This window comes from Acinetobacter sp. QJM3NY_42 (genome assembly GCF_056173745.1).
The window spans coordinates 1,023,509-1,039,692 of record NZ_CM149689.1 but is presented as its reverse complement, the minus strand read 5'-3'; the positions used below and the strand labels follow the sequence as shown (position 1 = coordinate 1,039,692).

Below are 16,184 nucleotides of genomic sequence, written 5' to 3'. Positions count from 1 at the left end.
TTTATGAAATCCGCTGTCTTTTATAATGAAAGCTGATTCGCCTGCTTGATATTTTCCCTTAAACCTGTATACCTTTAAAACTCTAGCGAATACTAAGTTTTGGATTTTACAGTGACCCAAAGACTCGATCAAATGACATCTTCTTTATCTACCACTACTACAATTAATCTTGAGAAACAACTTGATCATGCCTATCCATCAGCATTGGACCGGACTGAAATTCAAAATACTTTAAACTTAACTACGCTCAAGCCAGAACAGCTTACTCATATTCCTGATCTGGAGAAAATTCCTTCCTCAACAAAACGGATCAAGCCCCTTAATAATTTTTTAGGTCAAGACCGGGCCAAAGCCTCTGTCGAGGCCGGAATTACGCTACCTTATTCAGGCTATAATATCTTTGCTGTAGGTACAGCAGGTCTGGGTAAACGTACTATGATCCGGCGCCTGTTACAGCAGCATGCCAAAGCCATGCCTACGCCAGACGACTGGGTGTATGTCAATAATTTTGAAAATGCCCGCCAGCCCATACTACTACGTTTTCCGGCCGGACATGGACCCAAGTTTCAAAAAGCCCTGCATCAAACCTGGCAGGTTGCACTCAAACAGTTAGAACGGCGCTTTAGTGCCGAGACCTATCATAACCAGATCGAGTTAATTCGTCAGCAAACCGGCAATGAACAGCAGCAGGCACTGGTAGAATTAACCAGAGAGGGCGAAGGCCTTGACCTTAAACTGGTCTCCCATCAAGAACAGCATTGCTTTGTTCCTGTACAGATTAAAGATGGCAAACTTGAAGAACTGAGCCAGACTGAAATTAATGCACTGAGCAGCAAAGAACGTGCTGAAATCGCATCCAATATGCGTTATATGGATAAAAAACTGGAGCGATTGGGCTTACATTTGGGTGATCTTGAAGATGAAGCCAGAGATCAGGTGTCAGACCTGAACCGCGAAATTGCTAAACAGGTGGTAATGCCACGAATTGAGAGTATTCTCAATAAATATGCTGAAGTTGCCGGCTTAGAGAAATACCTGAAGCAATATGCAGAAAACATTATTGAAAATGTCGAGATGATTCTGGATCAGGAAGAAGACGAATTCTCACCGGCTTTATTCAGTCGTGTCCCTTCCCGCTATCAGGTCAATACTATAGTCAGTAATAAGCCAAACAGTGGCGCCCCTGTTATTTTTGAAGACTTCCCGACCCACTACAATCTTTTAGGCCATGTTGAGCAGCTAACTCAAAATGGTACGATCAGTACAGATTTTAGTCTGATCCGCCCTGGTGCACTGCATAAAGCCAACGGCGGATTCTTAATTTTAGAAGCAGAACAGCTTTTAGAACAGCCTTATGCATGGCAGGGTTTAAAACGTGCCTTAAAGTCTGGGCAGCTTAAATTATCATCGCTTGAACATATGCTAACTTTGACTGGCAGTATTTCAATCGAACCTGCACCTGTACCTTTAAACTTAAAGGTGGTTCTACTAGCTGAACCTGAAATTTATTATGAGATTCTGGAGGTTGAACCAGAACTCGACAGTATTTTTAAAATCCGTGCAGATTTTACTGATACATTACAACGTAATGACACTAACGAACAGGCTTACATGCAGCTCATTGCAGATTATGTACAGGCAGATAAGTTATTACCCTTTGACCGCTCTGCACTTGCTGCGCTCCTAACAGACTCAAGCCGCCAGGCAGAAGATCAAAGTTCTCTGTCTTTACATGCACTGACTTTAGGTGACCTGATACGTGAAGCTCATCATCATGCCCATCAGGCGGGTGACAAGGTGGTTTCTGCCAAATACATCAATATGGCACTTGACCACCGTAAATATCGCTTAGGTTATTTAAGGGAGCTTTATTGGCAGGACCTGTCCCGCGGTACTCAGCTGATTGAAACGTCTGGGCACCGCCTGGGCCAGATTAATGCCTTATCTGTAATTCATTATGCAGATGTAGAGTTTGGTCTGCCTTCCCGCCTGACTGCATCGGTATACCAAGGCGGTGGAGATATTCTTGATATCGAACGCAGTGTTGAACTTGGTGGTTCTTTGCATGCTAAAGGCGTACTACTGATGTCCAGCTTTTTGAAAGCACATTTTGGCCGCGAGCAAATGCTTCATTTCTCGGCAGCATTGGCTTTTGAACAGAGTTATGGACAAGTAGATGGAGATAGCGCCACTGTTGCAGAGTTATCGGCCCTGCTCTCTGCTATTAGTCAGATTCCGATTGACCAGTCTTGGGCAATTACAGGCTCTATGAACCAGCTTGGTCAGGTACAGCCGGTGGGTGGCGTCAATGCCAAGATCGAAGGCTTCTTTGATGCATGTAAACTGCAAGGTCTGACTGGAAAGCAGGGCGTCATTATTCCACGCCAAAACATGCAGCACCTGATGCTACGCCAAGATGTGATTGATGCCGTCAATGCCGGCCAGTTTCATGTCCATGCTATTAGCACGATTGATCAGGCGCTAGAGATTTTAATGGCCCAACCTGTAGGTACATTAGATAAAAAAGGCCGTTATAGTAAAGGTTCCATCTATGCGGCAGTTATGGAGCAGCTTGAATACTGGCAAGCACTTGAAGATGGTGAAGAAATGAGTGAGGAACCTAAGAAGAAGAAAAAAAAGAAGAAAAAAAAGAAGAAAAATGAAGTAAAGATTGCCATTGAAGGGAATACAGTCGATCAAATACCAGCAGGTAATATATCTGCCGAACTTTCTGGTCAGCCCTGACCTCTTAATAAAAAAGCGCCTTTAACAAGGCGCTTTTTTATGGTTGGGCAGTTACTCAAGCTTCTGGAGCTGGGCTATACTGCTCGACCAATGGCTTGAGCTCACCATTTTGAAACATTTCCAGCATAATGTCACTTCCGCCTACCAGCTCACCATTTACCCAGAGTTGTGGGAAAGTTGGCCAGTTAGCAATTTTAGGCAGTGTTGCACGAATATCCTGATTTTCCAGAATATTTACATACGCAAATGGACGGCCAATTTGACTGAGTGCTTCTACAGCACGCGCTGAGAAACCACACTGCGGAAATTGTGGAGTGCCTTTCATATAAAGAAGTACAGCATGTTTAGCGATTTGATCGCGAATTAACGCTTCAGTATCACGTGCTTGTTCAGTCATAGATCAATCCTCAACTATTCTATCGGCCATTATACCTAAAACTGAGGAAAACTGGGTCCGTGTCAAAGATATTTCTATGTTAATTTGATTTTTGGCCTTTTATTCTGAGGCTGTTTTTGCTTATATAAACTTTTTAATCCACCTAACATCAAGAGTTAGCCATGAATAATATTACCCTCGCCCCCGTACAAGCTGATCAACCATCGCATCTGATGCCAGTCTTTGGCCGTCAATCGATCAGTTTTGTCCGAGGTCGAGGAGCGTATCTTTATACCGAAGATGGCACCGAGTATCTGGATGCACTTACTGGTATTGCCGTATGCGGTTTAGGCCACGCTCACCCAGTACTGGCCGAAGCAATTGCCGAACAGGCGATGACTCTCATTCATACCAGCAATCTGTTTGAAGTGCCTTGGCAAACAGCTGCTGCGCAGAAACTGGCCCAGGTCTCTGGTATGGAAGAGATTTTCTTTTCAAACAGTGGTGCTGAATCCAATGAAGGTGCCATCAAAATTGCACGTAAATACGGTTATCAGCAAGGTATAGCTACCCCTAAAATTATTGTAGCGGACAAGTCTTTTCATGGACGGACTTTGGCAACTTTATCTGCCACAGGTAATAAAAAGGTCCAGGAAGGCTTTGCTCCACTGGTAGAAGGCTTTATCCGTGTACCATTTGGCGACCTCGAAGCCATTGAAGAGGCTGCACTTCAGCATCCGGATATTGTCGCTATCCTGATTGAGCCTATTCAGGGTGAAGGTGGCGTGAATACTGCAGCACAAGGCTTTAGCTATCTGGAAGATATCCGTCGAATTTGCAACCAGCACAACTGGCTGATGATGCTGGATGAAGTACAAACCGGAAATGGACGTACCGGCAAATATTTTGCTTACCAGCATACCAATATTATTCCAGATGTACTGACGACTGCTAAAGGCCTAGGCAACGGTTTTCCAATTGGTGCGGTAATGACTCAAGGCCGTGGTGTAGGCGTACTTGCTGCTGGAAATCATGGATCAACCTATAGTGGTTCAGCACTGGGTTCACGTGTGGTTTATACCGTACTTGAACTTTTGGAAAAGGAAAATGCGCTGGAGAACGCAGCTCAAATCGGTCAATATATTGTGGACCAGATTCGTGAACAGCTGAAAGAATATCAGGTTAAAGTCCGCGGTTTCGGAATGATGATTGGTATTGAATTACCGAAAGACTGTGGCAAACTGGTAAATATTGCACGCGACGAGTACAAACTGATTATTAATGTAACTGCTGGTTCTGTGGTCCGTTTATTGCCGCCACTTAATATGACACAAGAGCAAGCCGATGATCTGATTCAGCGTCTAATTCCGGCAATCAAGAGTTTTCTTGAGGCTTAACAGATAAGAAAGTAATATAAAAAAGCCGCTCAGTGCGGCTTTTTTATACTCTTGTTTAAGATGCTTCCTGATAGACTCTGCCACCGGGAAGTTGACTAAAATACTGTTTCAGAGCATCCAGACAGCGATGAATTTTCATTGGCTGCTGTTCACGTCGAGAGATAATTGCATAAAGAGTAAAAGCAGGCAGTTTCCACTCAGGCAATACCTCAACCAAAGATCCATTAATCAGATCTTTCTGCACATCCAGATAAAGAATACGCGCCAAGCCATGTCCATGCTGACATAATGATTTCGCAACCAGCACATTATTACTGTACAGACGGCTACGCATTTCCAGGTCAACAACTTCACTTGTCACACCATGCTGGAATGAAAACTGCTGATAATTATTCATGACATTAATTGGAATAAGATCATGATTTTTTAAATCTTCAGGACGTGATATTGGAGCAGACTGGTTCAGGTAACTTGGAGAAGCAACCAGAATCTGCTCAACACGGGCCAGCGGCACGGCGGTCAGATTAGAATCCTCTATTTTTGAACTCATGCGTACAGCAATATCAATACGGCCTTCAATCAGGTCAATATATTTATTCTCAGCCTCAAAATGAACAGATAAACCGCGATGTGCAGATATCCAGTGAGACAGAGCAGGTACAAGATGCATGGCACCTATTTCTGGCGTGGTCGCAATGCGCAGGTCACCGACCAGTTCATCGCGCAGTTCATTAATTCGAACCTTTCCACGTTCAGCAGCAGCGAGCATTTCTCGACAGCTGTGGAAAAAAGCTTGTCCCGCTTCGGTCAGACTCAACTTCCGGGTAGAACGATGTAGAAGAATTACTTCCATTTCATTTTCTAATGAGCGGATTTGCTGACTGACGGCGCTAGTCGTAATACCAAGTTCACGAGCCGCACCGCTAAACGAGCTTTTTTCAACAACGCAAGCAAATACTCCCATTGCCCGGAGTTGATCTAACATAAAATTCCCTCTGAACTTTGAGCTGTCTTTATTATTCAATATTTGATAAAAACAACTCGTTGTATTATACGGGGATTTTCTAGTTTTGCATTAATTTATTAATTAATCGGTAAAATGCTTGCCGGATTGATCGGTTTACCATCCAGACGGATCTGGAATTCCAGCATAACCTGATTCGTACCACTAGAACCCATTTCAGCAATTTTTTGTCCTGCTGTTACATTATCACCGCTTTTTACCAGCATTTTACTATTATGTGCATAAGCACTAATATAACCATCTATATGCTTAATCAGGACCAGATTTCCATATTCTTTCAAGCCATCTGCCGCATAAACCACCTGTCCGTCTGCTGCTGCAAATACCGGATCGCCCAGATTTCCTGAAAAACGGGTTCCTTTAATATTACTTACCGGATTATAAGCCTGAAGTACAGGCCCATTGGCCGGTTTCACCCATCGTAATGTCGTACTACGAACCGGTATGCTCGGTGTAGGGCTGGTTGGCTGGACAGTCGTACGAGTAGTTGTCGTTACAGGCGGCGGTGTTGGCAGAGCAACACGCTGACGCTGAATTGGGGCAGCCTGGGTCATCGACTGGGTTTGACTACGGCGTGTACCTGAATTTTTCAGGCGCAGTGACTGGTTTACATAAATCCGGTAAGGGGCTGAAATATCATTCATTTCAGCAATACTTAAATAGCTCAGACCATAACGCGCTGCAATACCGCTTAAGGTGTCACCAGAGCGTACTGTATAGTAATCTGGTGCAGTTGCATAACGAGTCGGATTATTGATCTGAGGTTTAGAAGCACAACCTGTAAGAATCAGGGTAGAAACAACAGCAACCGACAACACTATTTTTTTCATGATTGTTGTAGTTGGAACAGGAAATAGGCGGTGTTGTGGAACCAATTGCATTGATCTCCCTCTCTTATATAGACTCAAAAAACAACTGCGCTAAGGGTATCAAAAAAGTCCGGTGAAAATCATTTCACCTTTCCTTTTTCACAAACTTATAACATAACTGGTTTGTCCGTGTTTAGCTGAGCTCAAGATCTGTTTGTAAACTCTCCAGTATTGCATAGTTGGTGGCGTCCATCTGAATTGGCGTAATACTCACATAACCATTGGCAATTGCAAAAAAATCCGATTGAATCTGGTGAATATTTTCTCGCGGTTCTGTTACTGCCTCACCAGCCAGACCAATCCAGTACACTTGGCGGCCACGTGGGTCTACATGGCTGGTAATCGGTTTAGATTGAGAACGCTGCCCCTGATAGGTAATCTGGGCACCTTTAAGTTCCTGTAGGTCTGGAATATTAATATTCAAGATATGACGTGGTGGTAACTGGGGCAAACCACGAGCAATAAAATCATGAACCCAACGAGCAGCAACTTTGAACTCATCAGGATGTACATATGAGCGTACATTACCGCCAGCAAGTGAAACGGCAATAGCCGGCTGCTTCATGAGACGGCCTTCAAAAGCAGCACCTACTGTGCCAGAGTACAGTACGTCATCGCCTAAATTAGCTCCACTATTGATACCACTGACGACCAGATCAAACTCGAAATCAAACAGGCCATTCATAGACAGGTAAACACAATCTGCAGGTGTGCCATTAACAGCCCAAACATCTTCAGCAATAGGTACCGGTCTTAAAGGACGGTCTAGGGTTAACGCACTCGAATAACCACTCCGCTCGGCTTCAGGAGCAACCACAACTACACGACCTAAAGGTTTCAAGGCTTGTGCAAGCGCCTGTAGGCCTGGAGCAAACACACCATCATCATTGGCAATTAGAATATTCACACAAAAATCTCGGTTAAAAAAATGACTGTAGAGGACATTAAATTGAATTATTCAATAAATTATATATATTTGACTCTCTACATCTACCTATAAATTTGTGAAAACAATGATTAATTCATTTTTATTACGGGGACTAATGAGTCTGGGGTTTGTTGCAGTCATGTCTCAGGTGGCACTGGCCCATGAGGGCTTGACTCAGCAAGAGGCTGATACACTGGTCAAAGAAGATATTGCAGGCACTCAGGTACTGGCAGAGGTATGTCCAGCAATCTTGGGGAAAAATACTCGTCTGGACACTAACATCCAAAAGCTGATTAATAGCTATCTGGGAGAATACTCTGATTCCTCAATGACTTATGCCCGTTTGCAAAATGATATAGAGTATAAACGTGTGCTTGCTGAAGCACGTTCAGCTGCAAAAGAAGCTGATCAGGAAGAACAGAAATCAGTATGTCAGGATGTTCTGGACTTTGAGTAAGACATCGACTTAAAAATATAAACTGTTTTAGAAATCCCGGCTTTTCCAAGCCGGGATTTTTATGGTGCATGTACAGGCTAGATACACTTTATCTATTTTCTTTCCATGATTTTTGATTAAGCTGATTTGCTAATTGCTTGTATTATGAGACTAAAACCGAATGAAATTAAAACACTTCTCTAAAATGGGTTTAGGTTTGTTAACAGCTCTTATGTTAACTGCGCCTGGTACTTATGCGGCAGAAAACAACAAAGCTGGTTCTGAAAATATTGATGTAACACCACAGCAGCAGGTTACCCAAGAAGAGCTCGCCGCTATTTATGTGCTTTCTGAGATCTGTCCGGGACTGATTGGTAAAGACCAGAAATTTAATGAGGGATATAGCCGTCTAGCTCAGGCACATATGCCTGGCGAGAAAAATGCAGTTTCTGCCCTAGAAAAACGCAGTAAAGCAAAAAATTTTCAGAGTGTTCTGAAAGAAGCACGTCAGGATGCTAAAAATGCAGGCAAATCTAAAAACACCCAAGTTTGCCGTGACGTCGCTAGTTACGGTGCCTAATACCCGATAGTTACAATACTGTATGAAATAAGCTGGCTTCCTGGTAGAAGTCAGCTGTGCTTTGGCCTAAAATGCTAGCCTCTTTTTGTGCTCATATTAAGTATTGGAACCTCCTAGAATGACCCGAAAAAGTGCCATTGCTGCCCTACTCTTATTACCATCTTTCTCATATGCAGCAACAGTCCTCTCTTCTCCACCAGAATTGAATAATAAATCCTATGTTCTGATGGACTATGAGACCGGGCAAATCCTGGCTGCAAAAAATGAAAATGAAAAGCTGGCACCTGCCTCAATGACTAAAATGATGACCAGCTACATCATTGAGCAAAAATTATTAAAAGGTGAACTCACCGAAAACGAACAGGTTCGTATGAACGAGTCAGCCTGGTGCCGGGGAAGCAGTTCTGAATCATGTATGTATGTTCCTTTAAATGGAACAGCCTCTGTTCTGGAAATGCTGCGAGGTATCATCGTACAATCTGGTAATGACGCATCAAAGGCCGTGGCTGAACACGTAGCTGGGAATGAAGGTACCTTCGCCCATATGATGAATCAGGAAGCAAAACGTATTGGCATGGTAAATACCCATTTCGTTAACTCGACAGGTATGCCAGCTGAAGGTCATGTTTCTACGGCCAAAGATATGGCCATACTTGCACAGCACATCATTAAAGACAGCTCTAAATATTATCCGATCTATTCAGAAAAAGAATTTACCTTTAACGGTATCAAACAGGGTAACCGTAATGCCCTGCTTTATACTGACCCAAGTGTGGACGGCTTGAAAACAGGCCATACTGATGAAGCTGGCTTCTGTCTGACTACTTCGTCAAAACGTGGCCCAATGCGGCTGATTTCAGTAATCTTTGGTGCGCCAACCATGCAGGAACGCGCAACTCAGACCCGTGATCTGCTGGGATGGGGTTATGCCAATTTTGAAACTGCCAATGTACAACCTGCAAAACAGGTTCTGGCTAAATCAAAAGTCTGGTTTGGTCAGGAATATGAGGTTGAAGTAGGTCTTGCCGAGAACTTTAACGTGACTATGCCAAAAGGTCAGGCCGACAAAATTAAAACCCAGCTGGTGGTTCAGCCTAAACTGAATGCTCCCCTGCAAAAAGGCCAAGTAGTAGGTAAACTGGTGGCTAGCCTAGATGGTAAAGTTATTGCAGAAAAGCCATTAGTCGCATTAAAATCGGTAGAAGAAGCAGGTTTCTTTTCACGTATGATTGATCATATTAAACAGTTCTTTAGCAACTTGTTCTAATTACACTTTTTAAGCTTATGCTAAAGTTAGGGCATCTTTACTGCGGTATGGATGCTTTTTATTTTATACTGACCTGATTTTTGATTGGTTCCCCAGAAATGAATAACAATATTCGCTCCTACCTCGAACATACACCACAAGTTGATAACAGCTGCTACATCGATAGCATGGCAGTCGTTATTGGAGATGTGCATTTGGCTGAAAATGTTTCTGTCTGGCCTTTTGCAGTGGTACGTGGCGATGTAAACAGTATTCGTATTGGAAAGAACAGTAATGTACAAGACCATTGCATGCTGCATGTTAGCCATAAAAAAGCTGATAAACCTGAAGGTTCTCCACTAATTATTGGTGAAGATGTGACGATTGGACATCATGTAATATTACATGGCTGTACTATAGGAAACCGGGTACTGGTTGGCATCAAGACCGTGATTCTGGATGATGTCATCATTGAAGATGACGTAATGATTGGGGCAGGCAGTCTGGTACCGCCACGCAAGCGACTGGAGAGCGGTTATCTATATGTAGGGAGTCCTGTACAAAAAGTTCGACCACTTACAGACAAAGAAAAAGAATTTCTTCCATACTCAGCAAGACACTATGTGAAAGTCGCAAATAATTATCAGGAAAATTAATTTATAGCCTAATGATATCTCTTCTATCATTTAGGTTTAAAATTATCTTGTCCAAGAAAAAATCTATGAACTCTGCTTAAGATCAACACTAACCTAAACATAGTCAGCTATGAGAAAAGACTAAAAATGATATTAAAAAGTATAGCTTCGAAGGCATTTCAGTAAATGCCACGGACAGCTCTCTTTTATATAGTATTAGGCTTTTTAGACTTATCAGCGTTCCGAAAATTATATGATTGAGCTTGTCTGTCGTCAGTAGCATAATCAGCCATGAAACTGAGCCAGTTGAGCAAGGTGAATTTTATAACTGGAAGAAAAGCTATAATCATTTTTTAAGAAAAGTCGATCTAATTTTTTATTGATTGATGAAAAAAAATTTAAAGACTATTTTGGTATAGCACTCAGCTACTATAACAGTGCTTTTATCCTGCACTTTATCAACCTGGGCCATCTGTAAAAGCAGATTTGTTTGAAAGGTTAGCTCTGATATAAAAATTCTGTATGATCAGCCGCTACTTGACCGGAATAATACAGCTATCAATTTTTTAAATCTAAAAATTTAGTTATATCTATAGTTCAGAAATAAATAAAATTTAAGGGATTAATATTAATTGAAGATATAAGACTGGTGGCTTTGGAACACCGGATCTTGAGAGATCTGACTGTAAATGACGTTTGTGATCTGTAATATGGACAGGTAGCCAAACGAAAAAATTTCAATAATTGATCGATATTTTCCAGCACAGATAATAAGCAATAAAATATTATTCAATACTTAGTCTGGCATGAGCATAGCCATATTCGCCTAAATTTTGTAGAATACGGCTTTTACCTTCCGGTGCTTTTAAATGACTGCTTGGACACCACATGTGACTGTCGCAACCGTCGTAGAAAAAGATGGTAAATTTCTGTTTGTTGAAGAACAGGCTGAAGGCGTAACTCATACTGTATTTAACCAGCCTGCAGGCCATGTCGAAGCAGGTGAAACAGTCGTTCAGGCTGCTGTGCGTGAGACCATGGAAGAAACTGGTTATGAGGTAGAAATACACTCTTTGCTAGGCATCTATACTTATACCCCTCCCATGTTTCCTGATCGTACTTATTATCGTTTCTGCTTTCTTGCCAAGGCAGGCACTTACCATGCTGATGCACCACTAGACACTAGTATTATCGGTGCAGTATGGATGACTCTAGACGAGCTGACCGAGACAGCCCGTGCACGCAGTCCACTGGTCATCAAAGCAGTTCAAGACGCACTGTCAGGGCAAAAATTTCCTTTATCGCTCATCTATGAGCACCAAAATTCTCCCCTTATTTCAAATCTGGATGCTTAATCCTATGCAACAACGTGTCATCGTCGGTATGTCTGGTGGTGTAGATTCTTCTGTTTCTGCAGCACTTCTTCTTCAACAGGGTTATCAGGTTGAAGGTCTCTTCATGAAGAACTGGGAAGAAGATGACGGCACGGAGTACTGTACTGCAATGGAAGATCTGGCTGATGCACAGGCTGTCTGTGACAGAATCGGCATCAAGCTGCATACCGCAAATTTTGCAATGGAATATTGGGATCGTGTATTCGAACATTTTCTGGCCGAATATGCTGCAGGCCGTACGCCTAATCCGGATATTCTTTGTAACAAGGAAATTAAATTCCGTGCATTTCTAGATCATGCCGTAAAACTGGGTGCAGATTTTATTGCTACTGGTCATTATGCTCGCCGTGGTGAAACTAAATATAATTCGCAAGGTGAAGCTTATGCAGAACTATTGCGTGGCGTAGATACGAATAAAGACCAGACCTACTTTCTGCATGCTGTTCATGGCCGTGAAATTAACAAGACTCTATTTCCAGTAGGAGAAATAGAAAAACCGCAGGTACGTAAAATCGCAGAAGAGCTTGGTCTGGCCACAGCAAAAAAGAAAGATTCAACCGGTATCTGCTTCATTGGTGAACGCCGCTTTAATGACTTTCTTAAACAGTATCTGCCAGCACAGCCGGGGAAAATCGTTCTCGATGATGGTAAAGAGGTTGGTGAGCATCACGGGTTAATGTACTATACACTCGGCCAGCGCGGCGGTATTGGAATTGGTGGCTTAAAAGGTGCGGCTGAAGGTGCGTGGTTTGTGCTGTATAAAGATATTGCAGGTAACCGTCTGGTAGTAGGCCAAGGCCATGAGCATCCTCTTATGCAGAGTACAATTCTTTGGAGTGAAGCGATTGACTGGGTTGCGGGTGAACAGGAAATTCCTGCATCCGGATTACGTTGTACAGCAAAAACTCGTTATCGCCAAGCTGACCAGGATTGTACGGTTTATAAAGATGATTCTAGTACGCAAGGGGTACGGGTTGAATTTGATGATCCCCAACGCGCAGTTACACCAGGACAAAGTGTAGTATTTTATAGTGGTGAAGTTTGCTTAGGTGGTGGCGTGATTCATCATACCAATGCACCTGTTCCCGATTTTATTTAACAAGGAAGTGATCAGGCATGGTTGATTTCCCCTTTCAACAGCCTCAAACCCTGAGTGAGCGCCAAAACAGGGCTTTAGCCTTGGCAGCCGTATTCCAGGCTACTCAGCTTACTCATATGACCGCCATGTCCGGTCAAAAAAGTATGGGCGAAAGTGGCAATTTCTATTTCGAACAGCTGATTAAAGCCAGTTTGAATATTCGCCCAACTGTTAATCATTCTAGCCAGACACTCGATTTTTTTAATCACCTTGCCGATATATCTTTAGGTTTAAAAACGCTGGAAAGCAGTATAATCCAGCCTTTTTCAAGCACCCCCAAATCTCGTATTCCTAAAATCTCGGCAGCTAAACTGCCCATGTCGTATGCTATGGCCTTGCTGCAATTAGAAAAGAAGGTTTATCGGAATCCGGAATATGTCCAGATTATTGAAAAATCCCAGCAAAAAATATTAAAACAGCTTTCTTTTTTCGATAATAATTATTTACACCCCAGTATTCTTGCCAATCTTGCCCAGACCTATGTCGATACAGCAGGACAGATTAATCCGCGTATTTTAGTTCGTGGTAACGCTGAAGCATTTAAAGACACACAACATACTAACCGGATTCGCGCCAGCCTGTTTACTGGTCTGCAAATGGCACATTTGTGGCGTCAGCTCGGTGGCAGCTCCTGGAATATGATTTTCAGGAAACGTAAATTACTACAGGATATTCAGGATCTCGCTCGTTTACAGTATCAGGCGGTTTAACTGATGCAAAATGGGCTTGCTGCTTTAGCTTTAATTCCAGACTTCAAGGAATCACTATGAACGCTTTAACTGCACTTTCACCACTCGACGGGCGCTACGCAAGCAAATGCGATGCATTACGCCCTTATCTTTCTGAGTTTGGCCTGATCCATGCCCGTGTTACTGTTGAAGTGCGTTGGTTACAAGCGCTCGCAAAACATCCTGAAATTACTGAAGTTGCTGATTTTAGTGCTGCAACCAATGCTGCTCTTGACCAGATTGTTACAGAGTTTTCTGAAGCCGATGCTAACCGGATCAAGGAAATAGAGCGCACTACTAACCATGATGTCAAAGCAGTCGAATATTTCTTGAAAGAAAAAATTGCCGGTATTGATGAGCTGAAGAATGCAGGTGAATTTATTCATTTTGCCTGTACATCTGAAGATATAAATAATCTGTCTCATGCATTAATGCTGAAAAATGGCCGCGATGTGCTACTGAAAAGCATGCAACAGTTATTAAATTCAATTATTGCACTGGCTGAAACGCACGCAGACCAGCCAATGTTGTCCCGTACTCATGGCCAGACAGCCAGTCCGACTACCTTGGGTAAAGAAATGGCAAATGTTGCCTATCGTCTGGCGCGTCAGATCAAGCAATTTGAAAATGTTGAACTGCTTGGAAAAATCAATGGTGCAGTAGGTAACTATAATGCCCACCTTTCAGCTTATCCAGATATCAACTGGCCAGCACACTCTCAGGCTTTTGTTGAGTCTCTAGGTCTCACCTTTAATCCGTATACAACTCAGATTGAACCGCATGACTACATGGCGGAACTCTTTGATGCCCTACGCCGCTTCAACACCATCCTGATCGATTTTAACCGGGATGTATGGGGCTATATTTCTCTAGGTTATTTCAAGCAAAAACTTAAAGAAGGTGAAGTTGGTTCATCCACCATGCCACATAAGGTTAACCCGATTGACTTTGAGAACTCTGAAGGTAACCTCGGTATCGCTAATGCAGTACTGGCTCACTTGGGTGAAAAATTACCTGTTTCTCGCTGGCAGCGTGACCTGACGGACTCTACCGTACTTCGTAATATGGGTGTAGGTTTTGCACAAAGCCTGATTGCGTTTGATGCATGTCTTAAAGGTGTAGGTAAGCTTGAGCTAAATGCTAACCGCCTGCTTGAAGATCTTGATCAGGCACAGGAAGTACTGGCAGAACCGATTCAAACAGTAATGCGTCGTTACAACGTAGAAAAACCTTATGAAAAGTTAAAAGCATTGACTCGAGGTCAGGCTATGACGCGAGAGATGATGGTAAACTTTGTAAATGGCAATGAGCTGGAAGCCGTGCCTGCTGCTGATCGTGCCCGTCTTGCTGAAATGACCCCCGCAACTTATACCGGCAATGCTGCTGAACAGGCAAAACAGCTTAAAGAGCTGATTGAAAAAATCTAATTGAAAAAATAAAAAAGCGGAGCTTTGGCTCCGCTTTTTTATTATGATGACTTTAACTTATATATTTAAACTTAAAGTTTTCTAAAATTAAAATGATTGATTACCATTTACATGCGAAACATTGGGGTGTCTTTATAATTTTAGCTTTGGCTGTGATGATTGCCAGCATTCATCCAATGGAGCTATCTTCTTATCTTCTCCATCAACTCGGCACCCTATTGATGTGGATTGCTCTGATTATTCTTATTAAGAAAATCGGACTTGGCTTTGGTAGCGTAACTTCTTATATTATCTTTCTGCTGATTCATGTATTAGGTGCCCATTATCTCTATTCTTATGTTCCTTATAATGAATGGTTCATTCAGTTATCAGGGATAGATTTGAATCAGATGATGGGCTGGCAACGTAACATGTATGACCGTCTGGTACACTTTGCTTATGGTTTACTACTCTATCCGGTATTTTTAAGGTTACATCAGGTTTGGCTACCAGATTTGAAACCTTGGATATGGTTTATCCTTGTGATTGAGTCTGTCATGAGTACCAGCCTGATTTACGAATGGATAGAATGGCTGATAGCAATTAACTTATCACCTGAAGCTGCAGAAAACTATAATGGCCAGCAAGGTGATATTTGGGATGCACATAAAGATATATTGCTTGCAACTCTCGGAGCAATAATGACAGGTATCATCGTTTTAATTAAGGAGAATTATAAAACTTTATTAAATAGATCTTGAAATATTATTAAATAATTTTTTTTAATATTTTTATAAAATGTAGTTATCTAGATTTATAGTAATATTCTTTTAAACAAAAATTTATTTTACTTAGCTGAAATAAATCTATACATATTAATATGTAAATAAAAATTAAGCTTGAAAAATTAAATTCACTGTTTATAAATAATTACAATCTACCCTTAATAAGATTCTAATTTGTATATTACGAGCAATAATTATATTTTATTGAGATTATAACCCTTTTCTCTGTAATTACTATTTACTCTAAAAATACGCTTAAATTTTTCTTTGATTATCTTTAATTTTATTAAAAATAATCACAACTTATGTACTATCCATTATTAAAGCTAACTTTATTAAAAATGTTTTATTAGAAGCTGAATACTATTCACTTTTATAAAAAATAAGAAACAAAATATTAGTATTAATTTTTAATAAAATTAAATATTATAAAAATCAAATTAATACAATATAATTTTTATTATATTCACAAAAGTTAACTATTTCTCTTATTTTAA

15 protein-coding genes are annotated in these 16,184 nt (G+C 41.6%); 11 read left to right on the top strand and 4 right to left on the bottom strand.

Annotated features, from left to right (window positions below):
- Positions 1-111: 111 nt before the first annotated feature.
- Positions 112-2,745 (top strand): Lon protease family protein, encoded by a 2,634-nt coding sequence (locus AC0VYT_RS04815; protein WP_034429925.1) that lies wholly within the window; start codon positions 112-114, stop codon positions 2,743-2,745.
- Between the two features lie 55 nt (positions 2,746-2,800).
- Here AC0VYT_RS04815 and grxD read toward each other — a convergent pair whose 3' ends face one another.
- Positions 2,801-3,142, bottom strand: a complete 342-nt coding sequence (gene grxD, locus AC0VYT_RS04810; RefSeq protein WP_005015011.1) for a Grx4 family monothiol glutaredoxin — start codon at positions 3,140-3,142, stop codon at positions 2,801-2,803.
- Positions 3,143-3,303: 161 nt separating this feature from the next.
- Here grxD and AC0VYT_RS04805 point away from each other — a divergent pair, with 161 nt between their 5' ends.
- Positions 3,304-4,518 (top strand): aspartate aminotransferase family protein, encoded by a 1,215-nt coding sequence (locus tag AC0VYT_RS04805; protein ID WP_005404836.1) that lies wholly within the window; start codon positions 3,304-3,306, stop codon positions 4,516-4,518.
- Positions 4,519-4,573: 55 nt separating this feature from the next.
- Here the strand turns inward: AC0VYT_RS04805 and AC0VYT_RS04800 are convergent, their stop codons facing one another.
- The 3 genes from AC0VYT_RS04800 to surE form a co-directional block, all read right to left on the bottom strand.
- Complete coding sequence (locus AC0VYT_RS04800) at positions 4,574-5,503, bottom strand: LysR family transcriptional regulator (protein ID WP_005405327.1); 930 nt, start codon at positions 5,501-5,503, stop codon at positions 4,574-4,576.
- Between the two features lie 98 nt (positions 5,504-5,601).
- Complete coding sequence (locus AC0VYT_RS04795; RefSeq protein WP_005015016.1) at positions 5,602-6,423, bottom strand: peptidoglycan DD-metalloendopeptidase family protein; 822 nt, start codon at positions 6,421-6,423, stop codon at positions 5,602-5,604.
- Positions 6,424-6,544: 121 nt separating this feature from the next.
- Complete coding sequence (gene surE / locus AC0VYT_RS04790) at positions 6,545-7,318, bottom strand: 5'/3'-nucleotidase SurE (RefSeq protein WP_005015018.1); 774 nt, start codon at positions 7,316-7,318, stop codon at positions 6,545-6,547.
- Between the two features lie 106 nt (positions 7,319-7,424).
- On the opposite strand from surE, the gene AC0VYT_RS04785 reads away from it, so the two are divergent.
- From AC0VYT_RS04785 to AC0VYT_RS04745, 9 genes are all read left to right on the top strand, one after another.
- On the top strand, positions 7,425-7,796 hold the full coding sequence (locus AC0VYT_RS04785) for an MCR_0457 family protein (RefSeq protein WP_005015020.1): 372 nt from the start codon (positions 7,425-7,427) through the stop codon (positions 7,794-7,796).
- A gap of 160 nt (positions 7,797-7,956) precedes the next feature.
- Positions 7,957-8,355, top strand: coding sequence for an MCR_0457 family protein (locus AC0VYT_RS04780; protein WP_005015023.1), 399 nt, complete (start codon positions 7,957-7,959; stop codon positions 8,353-8,355).
- Positions 8,356-8,473: 118 nt separating this feature from the next.
- Positions 8,474-9,622, top strand: a complete 1,149-nt coding sequence (gene dacC / locus AC0VYT_RS04775; RefSeq protein ID WP_005015025.1) for a D-alanyl-D-alanine carboxypeptidase PBP5/6 — start codon at positions 8,474-8,476, stop codon at positions 9,620-9,622.
- Between the two features lie 98 nt (positions 9,623-9,720).
- Positions 9,721-10,257, top strand: a complete 537-nt coding sequence (locus tag AC0VYT_RS04770; RefSeq protein ID WP_005015027.1) for a gamma carbonic anhydrase family protein — start codon at positions 9,721-9,723, stop codon at positions 10,255-10,257.
- 848 nt (positions 10,258-11,105) lie between these two features.
- Positions 11,106-11,591, top strand: a complete 486-nt coding sequence (locus tag AC0VYT_RS04765) for an NUDIX hydrolase (protein WP_005015029.1) — start codon at positions 11,106-11,108, stop codon at positions 11,589-11,591.
- 4 nt (positions 11,592-11,595) lie between these two features.
- Positions 11,596-12,729, top strand: a complete 1,134-nt coding sequence (mnmA, locus tag AC0VYT_RS04760) for a tRNA 2-thiouridine(34) synthase MnmA (protein WP_005015034.1) — start codon at positions 11,596-11,598, stop codon at positions 12,727-12,729.
- Positions 12,730-12,746: 17 nt separating this feature from the next.
- Positions 12,747-13,478 (top strand): high frequency lysogenization protein HflD, encoded by a 732-nt coding sequence (gene hflD, locus AC0VYT_RS04755; protein WP_005015036.1) that lies wholly within the window; start codon positions 12,747-12,749, stop codon positions 13,476-13,478.
- A 56-nt stretch (positions 13,479-13,534) separates the two neighbouring features.
- Positions 13,535-14,923, top strand: coding sequence for an adenylosuccinate lyase (gene purB / locus AC0VYT_RS04750; RefSeq protein ID WP_005015038.1), 1,389 nt, complete (start codon positions 13,535-13,537; stop codon positions 14,921-14,923).
- Between the two features lie 92 nt (positions 14,924-15,015).
- Entirely contained in the window at positions 15,016-15,663 is a 648-nt protein-coding gene (locus tag AC0VYT_RS04745; protein WP_005015040.1) for a DUF2238 domain-containing protein, read from the top strand.
- Positions 15,664-16,184: the final 521 nt, after the last annotated feature.